Origin of the sequence: Sorangium sp. So ce131, from assembly GCF_051519095.1 — a bacterium.
GTDB lineage: Bacteria > Myxococcota_A > Polyangia > Polyangiales > Polyangiaceae > Sorangium.
Genome location: NZ_CP150455.1, coordinates 4,556,984 through 4,579,670 on the forward strand (window position 1 = coordinate 4,556,984; position 22,687 = coordinate 4,579,670).

13 protein-coding genes are annotated in these 22,687 nt (G+C 71.6%); 8 read left to right on the forward strand and 5 right to left on the reverse strand.

Going from position 1 to position 22,687, the window contains the following annotated elements; all coding sequences use genetic code 11:
• Window positions 1-142 precede the first annotated feature (142 nt).
• Window positions 143-3,334: a kelch repeat-containing protein gene (locus WMF43_RS16745; protein WP_437681380.1), complete on the reverse strand. Its 3,192-nt coding sequence runs from the start codon at window positions 3,332-3,334 to the stop codon at window positions 143-145.
• A gap of 28 nt (window positions 3,335-3,362) precedes the next feature.
• Entirely contained in the window at window positions 3,363-5,339 is a 1,977-nt protein-coding gene (locus tag WMF43_RS16750; RefSeq protein ID WP_437681381.1) for a PEGA domain-containing protein, read from the reverse strand.
• A 269-nt stretch (window positions 5,340-5,608) separates the two neighbouring features.
• On the opposite strand from WMF43_RS16750, the gene aroA reads away from it, so the two are divergent.
• Together aroA and WMF43_RS16760 are read left to right on the forward strand one after the other, a co-directional pair.
• Window positions 5,609-6,907 carry a 3-phosphoshikimate 1-carboxyvinyltransferase gene (gene aroA, locus WMF43_RS16755; RefSeq protein WP_437681382.1) on the forward strand — a complete coding sequence of 433 codons (1,299 nt, stop codon included), beginning with the start codon at window positions 5,609-5,611 and terminating at the stop codon, window positions 6,905-6,907.
• Window positions 6,908-7,359: 452 nt separating this feature from the next.
• Entirely contained in the window at window positions 7,360-11,259 is a 3,900-nt protein-coding gene (locus WMF43_RS16760) for a protein kinase domain-containing protein (protein WP_437681383.1), read from the forward strand.
• Between the two features lie 167 nt (window positions 11,260-11,426).
• Here WMF43_RS16760 and WMF43_RS16765 read toward each other — a convergent pair whose 3' ends face one another.
• Entirely contained in the window at window positions 11,427-13,472 is a 2,046-nt protein-coding gene (locus WMF43_RS16765) for a glycoside hydrolase family 9 protein (protein ID WP_437681384.1), read from the reverse strand.
• Window positions 13,473-13,789: 317 nt separating this feature from the next.
• On the opposite strand from WMF43_RS16765, the gene WMF43_RS16770 reads away from it, so the two are divergent.
• The 5 genes from WMF43_RS16770 (at window position 13,790) to WMF43_RS16790 (ending at window position 19,739) form a co-directional block, all read left to right on the forward strand.
• On the forward strand, window positions 13,790-15,238 hold the full coding sequence (locus tag WMF43_RS16770) for an amino acid permease (protein ID WP_437681385.1): 1,449 nt from the start codon (window positions 13,790-13,792) through the stop codon (window positions 15,236-15,238).
• 315 nt (window positions 15,239-15,553) lie between these two features.
• The gene (locus WMF43_RS16775) at window positions 15,554-17,266 is read left to right on the forward strand and encodes a pectate lyase (RefSeq protein WP_437681386.1); all 1,713 of its coding nucleotides are present in this window, start codon (window positions 15,554-15,556) and stop codon (window positions 17,264-17,266) included.
• A gap of 380 nt (window positions 17,267-17,646) precedes the next feature.
• Entirely contained in the window at window positions 17,647-17,853 is a 207-nt protein-coding gene (locus tag WMF43_RS16780) for a hypothetical protein (RefSeq protein ID WP_437681387.1), read from the forward strand.
• Window positions 17,854-18,230: 377 nt separating this feature from the next.
• Window positions 18,231-19,001 (forward strand): hypothetical protein, encoded by a 771-nt coding sequence (locus WMF43_RS16785; protein ID WP_437681388.1) that lies wholly within the window; start codon window positions 18,231-18,233, stop codon window positions 18,999-19,001.
• A gap of 450 nt (window positions 19,002-19,451) precedes the next feature.
• Window positions 19,452-19,739 (forward strand): protein kinase, encoded by a 288-nt coding sequence (locus tag WMF43_RS16790; RefSeq protein ID WP_437681389.1) that lies wholly within the window; start codon window positions 19,452-19,454, stop codon window positions 19,737-19,739.
• Here the strand turns inward: WMF43_RS16790 and WMF43_RS16795 are convergent.
• Complete coding sequence (locus WMF43_RS16795; RefSeq protein WP_437681390.1) at window positions 19,627-19,962, reverse strand: GIY-YIG nuclease family protein; 336 nt, start codon at window positions 19,960-19,962, stop codon at window positions 19,627-19,629. The two genes, WMF43_RS16790 and WMF43_RS16795, sit on opposite strands and share 113 nt — an antisense overlap.
• Window positions 19,963-19,971: 9 nt before the next feature.
• Window positions 19,972-20,856: an SDR family NAD(P)-dependent oxidoreductase gene (locus WMF43_RS16800; RefSeq protein WP_437681391.1), complete on the reverse strand. Its 885-nt coding sequence runs from the start codon at window positions 20,854-20,856 to the stop codon at window positions 19,972-19,974.
• Window positions 20,857-21,499: 643 nt separating this feature from the next.
• Here WMF43_RS16800 and WMF43_RS16805 point away from each other — a divergent pair.
• On the forward strand, window positions 21,500-22,660 hold the full coding sequence (locus WMF43_RS16805) for a hypothetical protein (RefSeq protein ID WP_437681392.1): 1,161 nt from the start codon (window positions 21,500-21,502) through the stop codon (window positions 22,658-22,660).
• Window positions 22,661-22,687: the final 27 nt, after the last annotated feature.

Sequence of the window (22,687 nt, forward strand, 5' to 3'; positions counted from 1 at the left end):
ACGAAGCGCTCCCCGTCGACTGAAGTTTCTGATAAGGCTGCTGCTCCACACGGGTGGGCAGTTAAGGCGTACATCCCGGCGCAGTGACGGCGGCCGCCTTCCGGCCGTCTGCGTCCTCCGGCCGCCGCCGCCCGGGCGGCCGTCACCCGCGGCGCTTGCGCAGCGCCGCGGCGACGGCGGCGAACATCAGCACGCCGAGCTCCGTGGCGCCGCGCCGAGCGGGCTCGGCCGACGCCGCGGCGGCCAGGCGGCAGCCGCCCCGGTCGACGTAGCCGCCGTCGGGCGGCGGCGGGACGCAGTCGTGCGCGTCGCAGACGAAGCCGTCGGCGCAGTCATGGACCGACGTGCAAGGCTCCGTCCGCCGCCCGGTCTGGGGCGAGCAGGCGAACGGCAGGTACTCGGGGTGCAGCGGCGTGCAGACGCCGTCCGCCGACGCGCCCCGGTGCTCCGAGCACGCCTCGCAGAAATAGGTGGCGCAGCGCTGATCGCAGCAGACACCGTCGGTGCAGAAGCCGCTCTCGCACTCGGCGGCCGCCGTGCAGATGGCGCCGTTCGGCATCGGGCGGAACAGCTCGGCGGCGCTCAGGAGATCTCCCGTGGTGCCGACGCGGCCTCCGGCCACGAGGATCCGCCCGTCCGGCAGCAGCGTCGCGGTGTGGGCGTGGCGCTCGACCGGCATGCGGCCGACCGGGAGCCACGTGTCGGTGGTCGGCTCGAACACCTCGGCGCTGGAGAGCGAGCTCTGGTTGTCCATGCCTCCCGCGACGAGCACACGTCCGTTCGGCAGCGGCGTCGCGGTGTGGCGGTGACGGGCGGTGAGCATGGGCGCAAGGAGGAACCACATGCCCAGCGCCGGCGTGTACACCTCGGCGCGGTTGAGCGCCCCCTGATAGCCGTTGCCGCCGGCGACGAGCACGCGCTGGTCGTCCAGCTCCGTGGCGGTGTGCCCGTCGCGGCCGGTATCCATGGGCACGAGCGAACCCCACCGGCCCAGGGCTGGGTCGAGCAGATCGGCGTTGTCGAGCGAATGGTTGTCGACGATCCCGCCGGCCACGAACACGCGTCCGTGCTCCGCCGGCGTGAGGCCGTTCTTCAGCACCGTGGCCGTGTGCCTGGCGCGGGCGGTGCTCAGGGGCGCGAGCGAGGACCAGGTCCCGTCGGCAGGGTCGAACACCTCGACGCTGTCGGTCGAGTCGCGATCGGAGTGCGCGCGGAAGCCGCCGGCGACGAGCACCCGGCCGTCGCCCAGCAGCGTCGCGGTGTGCGCGTGGCGGGCGACCTTCATGGGCGCGAGCGCGCGCCACGTGCCGGCCTCCGGGTCGAACAGCTCGACGAGGTTCAGCGGGACAGGCTCGGGTACAGGGGAGCCGTCGACCTTCGCATAGGCGACCCCGCCCGTGACGAGCACGCGCCCGTTGCCCAGCACCGTGGCGGCGTGCCCGGAGCGCGTGGTCGCCATGGGCGCGAGGAGCTGCCACCTGTTGACGGACGGGTCGAACGCCTCGGCGGAGCGCTCGGGGGTATCGTGGTCATTGCCGCCGAGCAGGAGCACCCGTCCATCGCGCAGCAGCGTCTCGGTGTGCCCTCCGCGGGCGGCGTGCATCGGGTCGAGCGACATCCAGGGGGTGGACGCGGGATCGAACACCTCGACGTCGTCGAGCGCTTCCCTGAAGCCGTCGCCTCCCGCGATGAGCACCCGCCCGTACGGCAGCAGCGCGGCGGTGTGGCTGGAGCGGGCGATGACCATGGGATCGAGGCGGCGCCACGCGCCGGAGGCCGGATCGAACTCCTCGACGCTGGTGAGCGGCTCCCCGGCGCCGCGCCGGCCCCCGGCGACGAGGACGCGCCCGTTCTCCAGCAGCGTCGCGCTGTGGGCGTAGCGAGGGTCGTTCATCGGCGCGTGCGACCACGTATCCGTCCTCGGATCGAAGATCTCGGAGGTGTCGAGCCCGTCCGCGCCGAGGTCGGTGCCGGTGACCAGCACCCGCCCGTCCCGGAGCCGGATCGCCGCGTGCTCGGCGTGGGGCGCGCGCATGGTCGCCGCGTCGGACCAGCCGCCGGTCGCCGGATCGAACACGCGGGCGTCGTCGAGCGAGCCGCGGGCGTCGCTCCCCCCGACGATGAGCACGCGCCCGTCCTCCAGCAGCGTCGCGGTGTGGGCGTGGCGGGGGGCGAGCTGGGAAGCGAGCTCGGTCCAGGCTTCCCCCTCGCGCTTCGGATCGAACACCTCGACGCTGGCGAGCACGTCCGATCGGCCGAGGCCGCCGGTGACGAGCACGCGCGCGTCGCGCAGCAGCGTCGCCGTGTGTTGTCCGCGCGCTTCGTTCATGTGCCCGGCGCCAGACCAGCGGCCGGTCTTCGGATCGAACACCTCGACGCTGGCCAGAGGGCCCCCTTCGAAGTAGCCGCCCGCGACGAGGACGCGCCCGTCTTCCAGCCGCGTCGCGCTGTGCATGGAGCGGGGGCCGCTCATCGAGCCGCCGCCTCGCCACGTCCCGGACTCCGGGTCGAAGATCTCCGCCGTGGCGAGCTCCTCGGTCCTGCCGTGGCCGCCGACGACGAGGATGCGGCCGTCGTGCAGCTCCGTCGCGGTGTGCCCCTGGCGGGCCTCGCCCAGGTTCCGCTTGAGCTTCCACCGCGGATCCACGAGCACGGTCTCCCCCTCGGCCTCCACCCACAGCTCCAGCCGCGCTCCGCGCGCGACGAGCCTCGCCCCGACCGGCCTCCCCCCCGCCGCGTACGCCTCGGGCGCCGTCACGCGGATCTGCGGCGCGCCGCGTGCGTCCGCGAGCTCGACGGCCTCGCCCTCCTGGCGCAGCGCCGCCCCGTCGACCCGCCAGACCGCCGCCGGCGCGTCGCGCCGCACCGCGCTCGCGTCGAGCAGCAGCCACTCCTCGTAGCCGTCCTCCAGGGCGGTCCAGAACGACGTCCCGCCCGGTCGCGGGTAGGCCAGCGCGCTCTCCTCGACCGCGCCCGCCCCGGCGGCGCCGAGCTCCTGCACCGCGGCCTCGGAGCCGTCCGGCAGGGCGAAGCGGACGGCGCCGCCGCCGTGGCGCGGGAAGCGGGGACGCAGCCCGGCCGCGGCGGACAGGGCGGCCGCGGCGGACAGGGCCGCGCGCGCGTCGGACGGCGCGAGGGCCTCGAACCCGTCGCCCGCGGCGGCGAAGGCGAGCGGCCCTTCCAGGATCGCGTCGGCCTGCTCGGGGAACTGCCGCCGCAGCGCGCGCGCGCCCAGCGGATCGGCCGCCTCGCTGCAGCCGAGCAGCGCCGCGAGCGCGCCTGCCCCGAAGCGCGCGGTCGTCCGCTGGACGAGCGGGCGTGTCGATCCGGTCACGGGCATCAAGGGGCCACCTCCGCCGCGGTCAGTCGAACTCGTAACGAACGCCGATCCCGGGCGCGACCGTGAGGATCACGGAGCCGGCGAGGGTCTCTTTTGCCGCGAATGTCCCGCGGCCGTCGGAGCCCGCCGGCACGACCTGGGTCACGTCCCACTCCGCGTGCTGGAGGTCGACGAGCACGGGCAGCGCGACGCCCGCGTTCAGCTGGAGGCGCCGGGCGATCGGGATGCCGATGCGCACTTCGGGGGTCGCGTAGACGAAGAGGGCCGTGTGCTTCTGCGTGAAGGTGCCGAGCTTGTACGGCTCGCCGTCGCTCGCCGTGAACAAGCCGTTCGCGCGCTCGTCCAGGAGCGAGCCGACGAGGGCGCCCGCGCCGAGGCGGAACTGCAGCGGGAAGCGCTCTGCCAGCGGCAAGGTGAAGCCGAGCCACCCGCCGAGCAGCACGCCGCGCACCGTCAGCTCATCGTCGACCGTGCCCTGGTTCTCCCGGAGGCCGACCGGGGTGATCTCCGTGACGCGGCCGACGAGCTCCTGCGACGCCGCGGCGTAGCCGGCGGTGATCCCGAAGCCGAGGCCCACGCCGAGCTCGTAGCCCGCGTGGAGCACGGCGGCGACGCCGGTCCCGAGGGCGACGTCGCAGCCGCGGATGCAGGTGCCGGCGACGCCGCCGCCGAAGCTCGGCACGAGCACGCCCTCGAGGACGGCCTCGGCGACGAAGCGCGGCGGGCGCGCGGGCTTGCGCCAGAAGGGGGAGCTCGGGTCGCGCTCCAGCGTCACGCGCGCGACCTCGATCTGGTCGCGCCCGAGGACCACGCGGCGCGACTCGGGCAGGAACCCGGGCGCGGCGATCTCGACCCGGTGCGCGCCCGCGCGCAGCCGCCCTTCCCAGAGGCCGCGGCCCACGGTCACGCCGTCGACCGCGACGGTGGCGTTGACAGGCACCGGCTCGACGCGCAGCGCCGAGGCGAGCTCTTCGGCCGAGAGCGTCAGCGGCACCGTCTTGTCGACCTCGACCTGGACGCGCACCGGCGGCGTGCCGAGGTTGCGCTCGCCGCGCAGCACGACGGTGTGCTCGCCGGGCGCGAGCAGCCCTTCCCAGGGCGCCTTGGCCATGACGTTGCCGTCCACCACGACGTCGAGCGGCCGGCCCCCTCGCTCGACGACCCGCAGGCGCCCCATGCGCAGGAGCGGCCGGAGCCGCGCCCGGACGCGCACGAGCCGGTCGCCCGCGACCTCGACGCGCTGCTCGAAGGGCTCGAAGCCCTCCTTGAACACGCGCACCCAGTGGCTGCCGGACGTGAGCCGGAGCGGCGCGGGGAGCGGCGCCTCGCCGCGAGGCCGCCCGTCGACCGCGATGAGCGCGCCGGGCTCGGCGGCGTCGACCTCGAGGATGCCGACGAGCCGGCGCAGCTCGTCCAGCTGCCGTTGCGCCGCCTGCTTCGCGGCGGCGGGCAGCCGGTCGCCGAAGTCGCGGAGCAGCGTCTCGAACATCTCCAGCGCCTCGTCGTCGCGCCCGAGCTGCGTCAGGCACAGCGCGGCGCTCGCGGTCGCGGTCCAGCTCGGATAGAGCTGCCGCGCGGCGATGTACTCGGCGAGCGCCTTGGACCACTCGCGCTTGTCGTAGAAGGCCCGGCCTCGCGCATAGTGCTCGGCCGCCTGCTCCCGCGCGGCAGCCTGCGGCGCATCGGCGGCAGGCTGCGGCTCATCCGCCGTGGGCTGCGGCGCATCGGCGGCAGGCTGCGGCTCATCCGCCGTGGGCTGCGGCGCATCGGCGGCAGGCTGCGTCGGGGCGGCAGGCTGCGTCGGGGCGGCGGGCTGCGTCGGGGCGGCGGGCTGCGTCGGGGCGGCGGGCTGCGGCGCGGCGGCGGGCTGCGGCGCGGCGGCGGGCTGCGGCGCGGCGGCGGCAGCGGCCATCTCCCCCGGCGCTGCTGCGAGCAGCAGCGGCAGCGTCGCGGCGGCGAGCTTGCGCCGGCGACGAGATCCGCGGTGGCGTTCGGGCAAGGTGCGGGGACAGGTCAAAGCGTGCCTCGGGGCAAGGATTCTGTGCGCTGGGTCGGTGAGCGAACGTCGCGAGCGCGTGGGCGAGCAAGGGAGAACCAAGGCGAGGTGACCGTGGCCGATGCCGGCGTCTCGCCCTCGAGGCGGGCCGCGAAGCGGGGAAGCTCAGACCGGCGCACAAGAAGGCCTACGTGGCAGCCCCTAGGCGACACGATAGGCGGTGCTGCCGCAAGTAGCCTGTGAGGCCGCGAGGATCTAGGCTGCCGGCCGCAATGACGACGACGCCCGCTGGCCCGCTGCCCATCCTCCCGCTCACCTCGCCGCCCGAGCTCACCTGGCGTGTCCCCGGCTCGAAGAGCATCACCAACCGCGCGCTCGTGCTGGCGGCCCTGGCCGACGGCGAGAGCACGCTGGAGGGCGTGCTCCACAGCGACGATACCCGGCACATGCGGTCTGCCCTGGAGGCGCTGGGGATCCGGATCCGGGACGCCGGGCCGGACACCCTGGTGGTGGAGGGGGGACGGCACCGGCTGCGCGCGCCGGAGCGCGAGCTGTTCGTCGGGAACAGCGGCACGACCGTGCGCTTCCTCGCGGCGCTCGCGTGCCTCGTGCCCGGCGAGGTGGTGCTGGTCGGCGACGAGCACATGGCGAAGCGCCCGATCGCCGATCTGGTCGACGGCCTCCGGCAGCTCGGGGTCGACGTGGCGTGCCCGACCGGGTGCCCTCCGCTCCGCATCCGCGGCGGCCGGCTGCCCGGAGGCGCGCTCACGATGCGCGGCGATCGCTCGAGCCAGTACTTCTCGGCGGTGATGATGGCCGGCCCCTTCGCCGAGGCCGCCATCGACCTGCGCGTGTCCGGCGCGCTGGTGAGCCGCCCGTACGTCGAGATCACGCGCCGCATGGTCGCGGACTTCGGCGGCCGCATCGACGAGGCCGAAGGCGGGTTCACGGTGCACCGCGCCGAGGGGTACCGCCCGCGGACCTACCGGATCGAGCCGGACGCGTCCTCGGCGAGTTACCCGTTCGCGCTCGCGGCCGCCTCGGGCGGCGCCATCACCGTGCCCGGCCTCGGCGAGGGCGCCCTCCAGGGCGACTACCGGTTCGTCGATCTCCTGGAGCAGGCCGGGGCGCAGGTGACCCGGAAGGCCGACGCGACCACGGTGCGCGGCGGCGGGCGCCTCCGCGGCGTCGACGTCGACATGCACCACATCTCGGACACCGTGATGACGCTGGCGGCGATCGCCCCGCTCTTCGAGGGCCCGACGACGATCCGGAACGTGGCAAACATCCGGATCAAGGAGACCGACCGCCTCGCCGCCACGGTCGCGGAGCTCCGCCGCCTCGGGCAGGAGGTGACCCACGGCGACGACTGGCTCCGCATCGAGCCGCGGCCGCTGTCGCCCGCGCTGGTGCAGAGCTACAGCGACCACCGCATGGCGATGAGCTTCGCCGTCCTCGGCCTCTGCCGGCCCGGGGTGACGATCGAGAACCCGGCGTGCGTCGCGAAGACCTACCCGACCTTCTGGGAGGACGTCGCGCGGTGCCGCGAGGCGAGCCTGCCGAGGTATTGACCGATACCCCGCGAGGCACCGCGCGGTCCCTGCGGAGGTATCCATCCCTACCTCACGAGCCATCGCGCGGTCCCTGCCGAGGTATTGCGCGGTCCCTGCCGAGGTATTGACCGACACCCCGCGAGGCATCGCGCGGCCCCTGCCCAGATATCCAACGATACCTCGCGAGCCATCGCGCCACACCTGCTGATGCATTGACCAGTGCCTCGCGAGCCACCGCGCGGCGTCCTGCGGTCGATGTACCATGAGGACGCTGCGGCGTGGCTCGCCATCTCCTCCATCTCGATAGATCCATTTCGATCGAATGGAGTCCGCGGCCGTGACGCTCCGCTCGTGTCGCAGCGCGGGCGTAAGCGCGGTATCCAGTGCAAACGGCGCTCTCGCAGGAAACCGGCCCTCCGTCGGGCGGGCCGACGCTTTACAAGCTCGATCGCGTCGCGGATACTCTGGAGGTGCGGCGTGAACCCATCCTGGCCGGACGTTACTCGCTGGAGCGCCTGGCAGGGTCGGGTGGGATGGGGAAGGTGTGGAAGGCGCTCGATCGGGAGACGGGCGAGGCGGTGGCGGTCAAGGTCTTGTCCGGCGGACAGCTCGATGACGCCGCCCGGTTTGCGCGCGAGGTGCAGATCCTCGCGGACCTGTCGCATCCGCGCGTGGTCCGGCACGTGGCGCACGGGGCGAGCGCCGAGGGAGCGCCCTACCTGGTCATGGAGTGGCTCGACGGCGAGGACCTCGCGGCGCGGCTCGCGCGAGGTCCGCTTTCCGTCGACGAGAGCGTGGCGCTCGCGGTTTGCGTCGCGGACGTGCTCGCCTACGCGCACGCGCGGGGGGTCATCCACCGCGACCTGAAGCCGAGCAACCTGTTCTTGCCGGGCGGGCGCCTGGATGAGGTGAAGGTGCTCGACTTCGGCATCGCGCGGGTCGGGCACGCGACGCGGATGACACGCTCGGGAATCCTGCTGGGGACGCCAGGGTACATGGCGCCCGAGCAGGCGCGGGGCGAGGCGAGCATCGACGCGCGCGCGGACGTGTTCTCGCTCGGGTGCGTGCTCTTCGAGTGCCTGACGGGAGAGCCCGCGTTCGGCGGTCAGCACATGATGGCGGTCCTGGCCAAGGTGCTTATCGAGGAGACGCCGAGCGCGCGCAGCGTCAGGCCCGAGGTGCCGGAGCCGCTCGACGCGCTCGTGCGGAGGATGCTCTCCAAGGGGCGAGAAGAGCGGCCGCTCGACGCCGAGGAGGCGGCGGCGGCGCTGCGCGCGCTCAAGGATGTGCCCTCGAAGTCGACCGGGAAATCGAGCCGGGCGCCGTCGTTGACAGGCGGCGAGCAGCGCACGGTGGCGGTGATCCTCGTGAGCGCGGCGCAGGCGGAGGCGGCGCCGTTCGATGGCGCCTCGACCCTGGCGGCGGCCCCCGAGGACGCCGCGATCCTGCGCGAGGCCGCGGCGTACGGCGGCGTGAGCGAGCGCCTGCTCGACGGGTCGGTGGTGGTGATCATGGCCGGCGCGGGCCCGGCGACGGACCTGTGCGCGCAGGCGGCGCGCTGCGCGCTCTCGCTGCGCGCGCACGCCGGCGGGCGGCGCGTGACGCTGGCGCTGGGGCGGGGCGAGCGCAGGGGGCGGTCCTTCGGGCCGGCGATCGACCGGGTCGCCCGGCTCTCGGAGACCAGGGCGCGCGACGGCGCGCCGGAGGGCGTCGTGGTGATCGACGAGGCGGCCGCCGGGCTGCTCGACGCGCGGTTCGAGGTGCACGAGGAGGAGGGGTGCTTCGGGCTGCGTGGAGAGCGCGCGCTCGACGACGGCGCCCGGCTGCTCCTCGGCAGGGCCACGCCCTGCGTGGGGCGCGATCGCGAGCTCGGCATGCTCCGGGCGCTCTTCGCCGAGGCCGTGGAGGACGGCGCGGCGCAGGCGGCGCTCGTCGTGGCGCCGCCCGGCATGGGCAAGTCGCGGCTCGGGCGGGAGCTCGTGCAGGAGCTCAGGGGGCGCGGCGAGCCGCTGTCGATCTGGGTCGCGCGGGGCGACGCGCTGCGGGCCGGATCGCCGCTCGGGATGCTGGGGCAGGCGCTCCGGAGCGCGTGCGGGATCCGCGAGGGCGAGCCGCTCGAGGTCCGGCGGGAGAGGCTCTCGGCGCAGGTGGCCGCGTGGGTCACGCCGGGAGAGCAGCGGCGCGTCGCGGAGTTCCTCGGCGAGATCATCGGGGCGCCGTTTCCGGAGGACGAGGACAGCCTGCCGCTGCAGGCCGCGCGGCGCGACGCGCAGCTCATGGCCGATCAGGTGCGCGCGGCCTTCCTCGATTTCCTGGAGGGGGCGTGCGAGGAGGCGCCGGTGCTCGTGCTCCTGGACGACCTGCACTGGGGAGACAAGATCTCGGTGCAGCTGCTCGACGCGGCGCTCCGCAGCCTGGAAGAGCGCCCGCTGCTCGTCGTGGCCCTCGCGCGGCCCGAGGTGCACGACCTGTTTCCGCGGCTCTGGTCCGAGCGCCGGCTGCACGAGATGCGGCTCGTCGAGCTGAGCCGGCGCGCGGGCGAGCGGCTCGCGCGGCACGTGCTGGGCGAGGGCGCGGACGCCGAGGTGATCGGGCGGATCGTGCGCCTGTCGGAGGGGAACGCGTTTTACCTCGAGGAGCTGATCCGCTGGACGGCCGAGGGCCGGGGCGCGGACATGCCGGAGACGGTGGTGGCGATGGTCGAGTCGCGGCTCGCGGCGCTCGACGAGGGCGCGCGGCGGCTCTTGCGGGCGGCGAGCGTGTTCGGCGAGGTGTGCTGGGCCGGGGGCGTCACCACCCTGCTCGGCGGCGAGTCGCACCGGAGCGGGGTGATCGCCGGGTTCGGGGCGCTGGTGGAGCGGGAGCTCCTGGTGCGGCGCCGCGAGAGCCGCTTCCCCGGCGAGGAGGAGCTCGCCTTCCGGCACGCGCTCCTGCGCGAGAGCGCCTATGCGATGCTGACCGAGCGGGATCGCACGTTGGGCCACTGGCTCGCCGGGGAGTGGCTCGAGGCGCGGGGCGAGCAGGACGCGCGGGTGCTCGCGGAACACTTCGAGAAGGGCGGCGACGGATCGAGCGCGGGGAAGTACTACCTGCGGGCGGCGCAGCAGGCGAGCTGGGGCGGCGATGGCCTGGAACAAGCGTCCCTCGCGCGTCGCGGGCTCGCGCTTTCGCTGCCGGGCGAGCTGCGCATCAGGCTGCTCGGCGCGCTCTGCGAGGCGGCGATGTGGCAGCCTCACCTCGCGGCATCGATGCAGCGCGAGGCCGAGGAGCTGATGCAGGCCGCCCCGCGTGGGACCACGCCCTGGCTCCAGGGCGTGGCCGCCCGGCTCTCGGGGGCCGCCGTGACGGGCAAGACCGAGGAGATGCTCGCGGTCGCGCGTGCGCTCGAGCAGGCGGACATCGTGCCTGACGCGGTGTACCCGGCGGCGGTCACGCTCGTCTTGACGATGTACCTGCTCGAATCGCTGGGGTGTTACCCCGATGTCGAGGCGCTGTACGCGAAGTCCGATGTGCTCAGGCGGGCTGTCGGGGACCGCAGCGTGGCCGCGATGTGTGTCCTCTTGATAGGGACCGCGGACCGGGCGGCGAAGAAGGGTGATCCCGTCGGCATGCTCGAGCACGCGAAGCGGGGCTGCGAGCTGGCCCGGCAGTGCGGCCATCGGCGCATGGAGAGCATCGGGAGCCTCGGCGTGGCCATGGGCGTCTGGTGCCTCGGCGCCCCGGACGAGGCCGAGCGGATGCTGACGTCGCTGCCGATCTCGGACACCGAGTTCGGGCCCGTCTCGGCATACCGGCCGTTCGTGATGGCCTGGATGCTCGCGGAGCGCGGCGCGCTGGCCGAGGCGCGGGCGTACGCGGACCACCTCGCCTTGACCCTGGGCCGTGCCCGTGGCCTGCCGCTCGACGAGGGCCGGGGCCGCTGGGTGCTCGCGGAGGTGCTGCGGCGCGCCGGCGCGCTCGAGGAGGCGGAGCGAGAGGTCGACAGCGCCCTCCGCTTGCTGGGCACGACGTGTCTCACCGACGTCTCGGGCGTGCTGGCGACGAAGGCGGCCCTGAGGCTCGCGCAGGGCAGGCCGGGCGAGGCGCTCGCCGCCGCGGAGGAGGGCCTCTCGCGCCAGGCTGCCATGGGGCTCCACGACCGCTTCTTCCGGGGGGGCTCTTTCCTCCGGCTGGTCCACGCCGAGAGCCTCGTCGCGACAGGGCGCCACGACGAGGCCCGCGCCGCCGTCGCGAGGGCCCGCGACCGTATCTTCTCGATCGCCGCGAAGATCTCCGACGACGTTTATCGAACGAGCTTCCTCGAGAACGTCCCGGAGAACCGGCGGATCCTCGAGCTCGCCCGCGAATGGCTCGGTGAGCACGTCGCTTGAACGCCCCCGCCCTCCGCGATGAGCGGGGCGGACCTACAGATGACCTGAAGGATCTCGCGCGTGCGTCCGCGCAGCCGCGCGTGCGCCTTGCCGCTCTCGCGGCCACCGCGGGACCTGCCCAGGGTCTCCCGGAGAGGCCGAGCGGCGCCGGCCGGCCGGGACCCGCGCTACCGGACGAGCTTCGAGAGCAGCCGGATGTACGAGGCCTGGTAACCGTTGCTGTTCTCCGTCACCGCCCAGGAGTTGAGCGGCCAGCTCGCGTTGAAGTCCTTGTAGGACTTCTGCGCCGGCTGATCCTTCGGAGGCGAGACCGGCTCGGAGTCGCAGCGGGCGTTGTTCTCGGCGCTGCCGCAGCTGTCGGGGCAGCAGCCGTCCTTGTCATAGCTCGGGTTCGGACCGCCGGTGAGGAAGCCGGGAGCCGGGCCGTAGGTCGAGACGCCGACGCGATCCCAGCGCTCGCTGCCGTCGTGAAACCACGTATGGTAGAACTCGTTCACGCTCCGCTCGGCGCCGTAGGCGCTCATGTTCGACAGGTACACCAGCCCGAGCGGGTTCACGCCGTGCAGGTAATGCACGTAACGCGCGGCAGCCCGCGCGGCGTCCGCGTTCACGGAGGCGTCGAGCTCGTAGGTCGAGAGGTCGTAGAACATGTTGCCCTGGTGCGACTTGATGGCGTTGCTCCCCCACGTGTAGTCCTTGAGGTGGGCGAGGTAGGGATCGACGCCGGCGCGGAACGCCGAGAGGTTGTCGTCGCCATCCATGGCCGCGCGGTAGGCGCTCCGGATCGCGTCGGCCACGGCCGCAGTCGCGCCAGGCACCCTGGTGTAATGGAGCAGCGCCGCCTGCTGCTGCACCTCGAAGGGATACGCGTAGCCCCACTCGATCAGGTGGATCTTCTCGTAGTCCGCGTCGACGACGTCACGGTACGCCGCCTCGCCGGTCGCGTCGAAGAGGTAACAGGCGGCCTCGACCTTCAGGCTGAGGCGCCCATAATCGTCGGTCTCCTGCTGTCCCGCGCCCAGCCCGGTGGTGCCGGCCTCGGCGTCGTTGTTCCTGAAGAGCACGGCGGGGTTCGCGTCCGCCCACGCCCAGGCGCGCTCGGCGCGCGGGAGCAGCGAGTCCGCGTAGCTCGCGAGCGCGCCGCCGCCGGCGTTCTTCAGCACCTTGGCGCCGTAGGCGAAGGCCGCCGCCGTGGCGAGCGTGGCGGACGTGCTCGCGCTGCCGTAAAGGCTCGGCCCCGCGGCGGCGGACGGCGGGCTCGCGTGCGACAGCCCCACGATGCTGAGCACGGAGCCGTCCGCGTCCTGCATGCGGACGAGCCAGTCCATGCCCCACCTGGCCTCGTCGAGGATGTCGGGGACGCCGTTGCCCGACTCGGGGATGTCGTAGTCGTCGGTCCAGATGGAGGGGTTCTCGGCGTAGGCGCGGAGCAGCGTGACCACATAACCCGCGGTCCAGCTCGTGTACTTGTTGTAGTCGCCGGCGTCGTACCACCCGCCGGAGACGTCTCGCTCGGTCGAGGCGTCGTCTGGCGCGCTGTACAGGCGGGCGTTCCTGTCCTGCAGCGGACCCAGGTGGCTCGCCTCGTCGGCCCACCCTTCGCCCGCGAAGACCGCGTCCTTCTTCTGTCCGGCGCGCTGGTAGAAGAAGGCGCGCACCGCCCGCTTCAGCACCTCGCGGTAGACCGCATCTCCGATCTCGAGCTCGGCAGAGCGCACGTTGTTCTCCACGTCGAGCACGTAGTAGCGGCCAGGCGCGGTGACCGACGAGAAGTCGAACCACCACGCCTTGTCGCCGGAGGACTCGTCGGTGGCGCCATCGCGCCAGGGCGCCGGCGCCGCCGTGAAGACGCGCTCTCCCGTCGCGGAGCTCACGAGCGCGACCGTCGCGCCGGGCGTGAAGGACGCGTCGGCGTCGAAGCCCGTCTGGGGATCTCGCAGGACAGCGATCTTCTCCGCGTCCGGCAGGTAGCCGAACTGGTCCACGACGATGAACTCGCTCAGCGCCGCCGACGGATCCACGGAAGAGCCACCCGAACCGCCGACGCCGCTCGTGGCCGAGCCGTCGGCGCCAGCGCCGGAGCTGGAGCCGGAGCCGGCCGCGGCGCCCGAGCCGCCCGAGCCGGCGCTGTTGTCGTCGTCGCCGGAGCAGGCGGCGATCACCGCGCACGAGAGGAGCGCGGGGGCGAGGAGCCGATGGAAGTAGAATTGCACGATAAGTACTCCTTAGTGCGCGCAGGGTATCACGTGAATGTCACTCTGTGGACGGGTTTCGTACGCGGCCTGCGAAGGGGCAATGGCGGGCGGTCCGGTGTGTCAACCGCCGATTGTCACTGTCAACCCGCGGTTGTCTTCGGGTGCAGGCCCACGTGACGGCGACGCCTCCATCTGCAAGGCCCGGCTCGTCCGGCGGCGCCGGGGCGCTCCTGGCTCGACGTGCCTCCGGCTTGACGTGCTGGGGTCCGGGCCGCAGAGCCAGCACACCGAAGGCCATGGGAAGCCGGCTGCTCATCCGTAAACCGCTGTCGGCCATGAAAGAGGAGCTGGAGGGGGAGCACCGCCTCCGGCGCGTCCTCGGCCCGCTGCAGCTCACGAGCCTCGGGATCGGCGCCATCATCGGGACAGGCATCTTCGTGCTCACCGGCCAGGCCGCGCACGACAAGGCAGGTCCTTCGCTGATGCTGTCCTTCGTGGTCGCGGGGATGGCCTGCGTGTTCGCGGCCCTCTGTTACGCGGAGTTCGCGGCGATGGTGCCGGTCGCGGGCTCGGCCTACACGTACGCGTACGCGACGCTCGGCGAGCTGCCGGCGTGGATCATCGGGTGGGATCTCGTCCTCGAGTACGCCGTCGGCGCCGCCACCGTGGCGCACGGGTGGTCCCATTATTTCCAGGACTTCATCGGGATCTTCGGGGTACAGCTGCCAAGAGAGCTCCGGAGCGCGCCGTTCGACTACGATCCTGCGCTCGGCGAGCTCGTGTCCACGGGGGCGATCCTTGATCTGCCCGCGGTCCTCGTGACGATCGCGGTCACGATGATCCTGCTCAAGGGCATCCGCGAGAGCGCGACCTTCAACGCCGTGATGGTCGCGCTCAAGCTCGCGGTCGTGCTCTTCGTCATCGTCGTGGGCGCGTTCCACGTCGACCCGGACAACTGGCGGCCGTTCGCGCCGTTCGGGTTCGGCGGGCTCAGCTTCTTCGGTCACACGATCCTCGGCGAGACCGGCAAAGGGGGAGAGCCGCTCGGGATGCTCGCCGGCGCCGCGACCATCTTCTTCGCGTACATCGGGTTCGATTCGGTCGCGACCCACGCCGAGGAGGCGAGGCGCCCGCAGCGCGATCTCCCCATCGGCATCGTGGCCTCGCTCATCCTCTGCACGGTCCTCTACGTGGCCGTCGCGGCGATCCTGACGGGCATGGTTCCCTACACCGAGCTGAGCATCGACGCGCCGGTCTCCGACGCCTTCGCGCGCGTCGGCCTGCCGTGGGCGCAGCTCATCATCTCCCTCGGGGCGGTCGCCGGGATCACCTCCGTGCTGCTCGTGCTCATGCTCAGCCAGCCGCGCGTGCTGCTCGCCATCGCCCGCGACGGGCTCATGCCCAGGCGCTTCTTCGGATCGGTGCACCCGGTCTTCAAGACGCCGTGGAAATCCACCCTCCTCACGGGGTTCGTGGTCGCCGCCCTCTCGGCGCTCCTCCCGCTGCGGATCCTGGCGGAGCTCGTCAACATCGGGACGCTCCTCGCGTTCCTCTTCGTGTGCGCGGCGGTCCTGATCATGCGCCGGACGGCGCCGGATGCGCCGCGCCCGTTCCGGGTGCCGCTCTATCCGCTCACCCCGATCCTCGGGATCGTGATCTGTCTCCTCCTCATGTTCTCGCTGCCAGTCGAGAACTGGCTGCGTCTCGCCGCCTGGCTCCTCGTCGGGTTCGCGATCTACTTCGGCTACAGCCGCAAGCACAGCGTGATGGCGGCGAGCGCGTGACGCCGCGGCGCTCGTCCCGTGAGAATGCGCCGTAATCAACGCTCAGTCCCTCGGCGCGGAGCTTCGCGGGTGCAGCCATGCCCGGTCCGTTCCGGGGGGGCTCGCTCACGCGCCGACGGGGCCCGCGTGTCAACATCCGGTTGACACGGTAGACAACCCCACGTGGACGCCGGGGATCGCGCCTTTCGGCCGGTAGGGACGAAAGGCGGCTCATCGGCGGAAAACTACGACCGAGGCGCGCGATTCAGGTCATCGCGCCGGCGGCGCTCAGTGGCCCGAGCGTTGCTTGACCTCTCGATATTCCCTGGAGGTCGCATGCAGCACCGGGTCCTGTTCACGCGCGCCCTACCTCTGCGCGGGCTTTCTCTTGCGGTCCTGATGGCCACTCTTCCCGCCTGCGGCGGCGACGCCGCCGGCTCCAGCTCCGGTAGCTCGTCGCCCAGCGGCTCCAGCGCCTCGTCCGGCGACTCGAGCGCCTCTGCCGGCGGCTCCGGTCCCTCGTCCGGCGACTCGAGCGCCTCTGCCGGCGGCTCCGGTCCCTCGTCCAGCAGCTCCAGCGCTTCGTCTGGCGGCGGAAGCTCATCCTCCGGCGGCTCCGGCGATCCCGGCGCTTCCGGGGCCTGCATCGACCTGGTGACCAACCCGGACATCAACTGGCGCGAGTCGTCGTTGAGGACCGATCAGGAGATTGTTCAGTGTCTGGCCGAGACCCTGGGGCGGCCGGTGGGTTACGGGGAAAGAGCCCTGGGCGGCTTCGATCCCAACGGCAATAGCCGCCTGACGGTGATCACCACGCGCGCCGGCGTCTCGGTGGAGCAGCAGATCTACGACGCTGTCACCAGCGACGAGCACAGCTGGGTGGTCTTCGACAAGGACGATTTCAAGAGCGACTACGACATCGCCATGTACCGCCTAAAATGCAGCGAGCCTGCGGTTCTGTCCAAGCTGGGCGCCACCGAGCGGCAGTGCGTCAACTACCAGGAGTGGTGCAGCGCAAAGGGCGTGTCGTCGGCCGACTGTGAATACCAGTTCTTCAACGTCGCCCTGAACGACGCCAGCCTGCCCATCCGCAACGTGGTGATCGGCTCCAACACCACCATCGATGGTCGCATGAGCCGCGCGGTCTTTCGCTTCAGCGGCTTCGCCGTAGGCCGCGACAGCACCGGTACACCGACCCAGACCGCCGAGAGCGTGATCCTCACGCACTTGAGCTTCAAGGGCGCCGGGCACGTGGAGGACCATGGCCTGGATCCGGACATGATCCGGTCCACGGGCGCATCCCACGACATCTGGATCCACAAGAACAGCTTCAGCTTCACCGGGGACTCCGCGTTCGATGTGAAGGTCGGCGCCCACGACATCACCATGTCGTTCAACCGCGTCCTCGATGTGAAGCGGGCCACCCTGCATGGATCCAGCGACAGCCACACCATCGACTCGCAGATCACCACCACCATGCACCACAACGCGTTCATCACCAGCGAGTCGTTCTATGACGAGGGCCGCGGCACGGCCCGGAGGGTGCCCTTGCTGCGCCGCGGCTCCTCGCACATGTTCAACAACGTGTTCATGAACTATTACAAGGATTTCGCCAGCGTGCGGGTGGGTGGAACCTTGCTGTTCGAAGACAATGTCTTCCTGGGCGGGACCCCCGTTCAGAGCGAGAAGAGCGACCTCGGGGCCGCCTTCGACGAGTGGGTGACGCAGCGGCTGTCCAGCAGCGTGGTGGACGACGGCAATTTCGCCGCCGCCGGCTCCTTCGCCTGGTTCTCCGATGACGAGTGCATCATCGACCCGACCTACGAAGCCGCGGTCGTGGACGGCGGCGGCGCGGCGCGGGACCTCTCCCAGGATTACTCGGAAGGATCGCGCGCGCTGATCGGCACGCACAAGCTCAGCGCCGGCCAGGACTTGGTGGATTACGTCAATGCGACGGCGGGCAAATACGGCGTTGCGCCGTTCAACTCGCCGCTCTCCGAGGGGCGCGACGCCATCCTCGGATCGCCGCGCGAGGCCTGCGTTCGCTAGATACGGAGAGACGGACGCTCAGGGGTGCTCCCATCGCGGAGGGCCGCTCGCATGGGCTTCCGTTCAACAACGGCGGCCTCGCGCGCTGCGCACGACGCCGCCTCCCCGTCGGTCGCGCTGCGCGCTGGCCGCGCCCCCGGCCGAGCGCGACCCCGGGGCGGCGGTCGCCGCGCGCCTGCGCCTGCCGATGAGCTCGAGGAGCTCCGCGCGAGGCGCGGTGCTCGCGATGTCCGCCGCGGCGCACCAGCCCCGCCGCGCCTGGGTCGCAACGGCTTCGCGGCAGGCGCTCCCGACATCGCAGAGCCCGATGACACCGATACGTCGCGTCACCATGTACCCCTCGGTCCTGGGGGTATGCCGCTCGTGGATCGGGGAGAGATATGGAAAAGCTTCATTTCGAGCTCGACGAGCGCGAAGCGGAAGACATGAGGACCGCCCTGTCGATCCGGCTTCTGGGGATGCGAGAAGAGCTGGTCCACACCGACGATCGAGAATACCGGACGGACCTGAAGGCGACGATCGATCGGCTTGAAGCGGTGCTCCGGCGCCTCGATGCGATGCTGGCCGGGCCGACACGGGCGCCGTAGAGCCTCGTCGAGGAAGGGTCACGCGGCGGCGACAGGCTTCCGCCGCGCGATCGTGCGGGCGCCGGCGGCCAGCATCTCTACGGTGCTGTAACTTTTCGGATCCACAGGAACATCACGGCCAGCAGCGCAAGACGGTCGCTGTGGCGATCCATCAGAAGTTCGCGGAAGCGTCACTCCCCACCATCGACGGCCTGCTAGCTGTATTGCGTCCGGCACGTATCGCGCCTGCCTGCGGGCGGCGCGTGGACGGTCGTAGTGGAAGTGCGAGGTGTCGCAGCGCTCAGAGCGCTGGAGAGGTCCAGCCAGCCGACGTGCGTCTCCGACGCGCGAGGGCGCGCGGCGCCTTGTCGTCGGCGTGCAACGTGGAGAGTGAATCAATGCATCACGTTCTGTCTTACATCGACAAGCGGCAAAAGGGTTACGAGTGTCACCCGTTCTTCACGGAGCTGCTCGATAACCAGCGTCTCTCAGCGAGGGAGCGGCTCGCGTGGGCCCCTTGTGTGATCCCGTTCATCATGGGCTACTCGGACCTCAACAAGTACGTCTTCCGCGACGAATCGAAGGCGAAGCTCGACGATCCGCTCCAGCGGATGCTGAACATCCACACGTATGAGGAGGACTTTCACTGGCAGTGGATGCTCGATGACCTGGACAGGCTCGGCGTGAACCCGAAGCTCACCCTGTCCGATGCCGCCCGCGTCTTCTGGAGCCCGGAGATGAAGGTGTCCCGGCAGCTCTGCCTCGAGTTCGCCGCCATCGCGTCGAAGACGCAGGCCTTCGGCGTCTTCGCGATGGTCGAGGCGATAGAGGCCGTGTCCGTGACGATCTTCAAGCACTGTCAGGGCATCGTGCTCGAGAGCGGCGTCGAATGTGAGTTCTTCGGCACGAAGCACTACCTGGCGGAGGCTGGCCACCTCATCAAGTCCGAAGGGCAGCCGAAGGCGACCCAGATGGCGCTCACCCCCGAGCAGCGGGCGGAGGCGGAGGCGGTGGTCGACCGCGTGTTCGAGATCTTCGACGCCTGGTCCCACTCGCTCTTCCAGTACGCCAGGAAGCACTCGGCGGTTCCGCTCGCGGCCTATGAGCAGATGATCGACGCGAGCCAGAAATTGCCGCGCGAGGTGGTCTTGCCGGGGTATGCCAGCTAGCGGTCGGTGGCCAGCTCCGCCTGGAGCTCGGCCGGGAGCCGCGCCGCCCGGACGAGGCGCTGGAGCGCGCCGCAGTCGCGCGCAGCCCGGCCGGGTCGTTCGTCGGAGAGGGACGGGGGAGCGTTGTCCTGAGGACCGGGCTCCGGACCCGGCGCACGCTCGATCTGCTCTCCGGCGAGCAGCTGCCCCGCATCTGCTGAGACCGCGGCTCGGAGCGCGCGAAGTATTCGGGTGCGTTCACCTCGACCCCGCGGCCGCTCCCCCGCTTGGCGCCGCCCCAAGTGAGCGGCGTCCCCCGACGGGGGTACAGCCGACCTACGACGTCAGCGACGGCGCCGACGACATTGATCGAACGCGCTTCGTCGAGAACGTCCCGGAGAACCGGCGGATCCTCGAGCTCGTCCGCGAATGGCTTGGTGAGCACGTCGCTTGAACGCCCCGCCCTCCGCGATGAGCGGGGACCAAGCGACCGGCGAGGCCGTGGCGGTCAAGGTGTTGCCCGGCAACGGCACCGAGGGCGCGGCCCGGTTCGCGCGGGAGGCGCAGATCCTCGCGGACTTCTCGCATCCGGACGTGGTCCGGCACGTCGCACACGGAGCGAGCCCTGATGGAGCGCCGTACCTGGTCATGGAGTGGCTCGACGGCGAGGATCTCGCGGCGCGGCTCGCGCGCGGTCCGCTCGCCGTCGACGAGAGCGTGGCCCTCGCCGCCCGCGTCGGGCCTCGGCCAGTTTGGTGATCTCGATCTCGCCGTGCAGTTTGCGCACAACCTCCGCGACCTCATCGATCTCGACGTGGAAGAACTCCTTCCTCTCATTGATCAGGTTGACCCGCCGGTAGTGGAACTCACGGTGAAGAGCGTTCTCCAAAGCGAGGGCATCGTCGGACCAGATCATGGCGTGGACATCGAACTCGAACGGCACCGAAGCGTCGCCCAGTTCGGCTCTATTCGATGTGCTCACGGATCCCGCTCACGCGTCGGCGTCGATGCTCTTGGGCTTGGCGCCGGCGGCCAGCATCTCCTCGCGCATGCGCTTGCGCCTGTAGCTGGCTAGCTTGAGGCTGAGCGCCGGAGACAGGCGATCGAGGTACCAGAATGCCTTCCACCATTTGGGCAGGACGATGATCGCCTCGTTGCGGGCGACGGCGTCGAGCGTGCGGCGCGCGAGCTCTTCGGGGGGGATTGGGCGCAGGCGCTCCGACATGCGCATGATGGCCTCTTTGGAGACGTTCTCCACGTTGATACGGCCGTACACACCGCCGGTGAGGATGGGTGTGCGGATGGTGCCGGGGCACAGGACGGAGGCGCGGACGCCGTAGCGCTCCGCCTCCACGCGGAGGGCCTTGGTGACGGCGACGACGGCGTGCTTGGTGGCGGTGTAGGCGCCCCCGTTAAAGCCCGCGATGAGGCCTGCGACGGAGGCTGTATTCAAAATGTGTCCTGAACCCTGCTTCACCATGATCGGGTAGACTGCCTGGATGCCGTAAACGACGCCGCGCAGGTTGACGTCGATGACGTCGTCCCAGTCCTCTTGCACGTAACTGGCCATCTCGCCCCCGACGACGATGCCGGCGTTGTTGAACAGGTAGTCGATGCGGCCTGAGCGCTGCCGCGTGTCTTTTGCGATGGCCTTGAAGGCCGGCAGGCTGCGCACGTCGAGCTCGGCGGCGGTCGCGCGACCTCCGCGGTCGGTGATGCCTTTGGCGACCTCCGCGGCGACGCTGTGCTGGCGATCCGCCAGCACGACCTCGCACCCTCGACGGGCGAGCTCTTCACCGAGCGCGCGGCCGATGCCGGAGGCGCCTCCGGTGACGATTGCGACCTTGTTTTCAAGCGTTTTCTGGTTGGTGCTCATAGGGCGCAGACGCTATCACGTTCACGCGCCGCGCACGATATGCCCTTCGAGATCGATGTGTAGACAGCAGCGCCGCGGTGAGCGGTGAGAGCGGTGCCGCGGCGCGGCCGCATGTTCGTACCGGGGGCGGGGTGCTCCAGGAGGCCGCCGCCGTCCAGAGCTCGTCTCTGGCGCTTCTACGGGGCCGTCCTGCGCCCGAGCGCGTCCTCGGCGCCTCTAAGCCATCCCCGAGCTCTCTGGCGCTTCTACGGGACCGCCCTGCGCCCGAGCGCGTCCTCGGCGGCCGCCCTTCGCCCGATCTCGGGGCGACGCCCGCGAGTGGAGGCGTGCCTCGCCGAGACCAACCGTTCGGTGGACGAACACCGCGGCCACCCGGACCGCCGGCGGATGGGCGCTCGGGTGTTCGTCAACCAGTTGGTTGGCGAACACTCCCGCCGCGTAGCCGCCTGCGCACCTGCGCAACACCACCGCGGCGAAGCCCTCGAGCAGTGGCGGGGGCCGCGGGATGGTCGAGGCTGCGGGGCCTGCGGAGCCCTATTGGACGATCCGTAGCCGATCTCGTGGCCGCCCGCCGATGGCGCCGCGACGTGCGGTGCTCGCGGCCGGCGCGGACGCGAGCGCGACGTCGTGCGGCTCCAGGCGCGTGAGCGCTAGCACGTCGTCGTCGCTGATCGCGCAGGCCGCCGCCAGGCGCCGCGCTCGCGGGCGGCGTGGCCGCGCGAGTGACGGCGTGCGGCGCCCCGCGCGCGGCCGTCACAGCGCGCCGTCACCGCCGCCCGTGCACGGCGCCGCGCTGGTCAAGAACGTGGCTGTGGCGCCTGATGCAGTATACCCCATGGCGGCTACTCTCTCGCTGGCCATCCACATCCTCGAGCTGGTGGAGCGCTATACGGATGCAGAGGCACTGCACGCGCAGCTCGAGGCGATGGTGGTGGCCGCCGGCGATCGAAGCGCGATGGCGATGTGTATCCTCTTGATGGTCAAGTCGATACGAGATGCACAAGGCAGTGATCCCGTCGGCATGCTCGAGCACGCGAAGAGGGGCTGCGAGTTGGCCAGGCAGTGCGGTCACCGGCGCATGGAAGGCATCGGAAGCCTCGTCACGGCCGTCAGCGTCTGGTGCCTCGGCGCCCCGGACGAGGCCGAACGAATCCTCCAAGCGCTGCCGTTGTCGGATACCGAGTTCGGACCCGTCTCGGCATACCGGCCGTTCGTCATGGCCTGGATGCTCGCGGAGCGCGGCGCGCTGGCCGAGGCGCGGGCGTACGCGGACCACCTCGCCTTGACCCTGGGCCGCGCCCGCGGCCTGCCGCTCGACGAGGGCCGGGGCCGCTGGGTGTTCGCGGAGGTGCTGCGGCGCGCCGGCGCGCTCGAGGAGGCGGAGCGAGAGGTCGACAGCGCCCTCCGCTTGCTGGGCAGGACGTGTCCCACCGACGTCTCAGGCGTGCTGGCGACGAAGGCGGCCCTGAGGCTCGCGCAGGCAGGCCGGGCGAGGCGCTCGCCGCCGCGGAGGAGGGGCTCTCGCGCCAGGCTGCCATGGGGCTCTGCGACCGCTTCTTCCGAGGCGGCTCTTTCCTCCGGCTGGTGCACGCCGAGAGCCTCGTCGCGACAGGGCGCCACGACGAGGCCCGCGCCGCCGTCGCGGGGGCCCGCGACCGTATCTTCTCGATCGCCGCGAAGGTATCCGACCCCGCCTATCGGGAGAGCTTCCTCGAGGATGTCCCGGAGAACCGCAGGATACTCGAGCTCGCCCGCGAATGGCTCGGTGAAGGAAGCGGTTGATCCACCCCACCGTTCGCCATGAACGGGGCGGGACCTGCGGGGAGGGAAA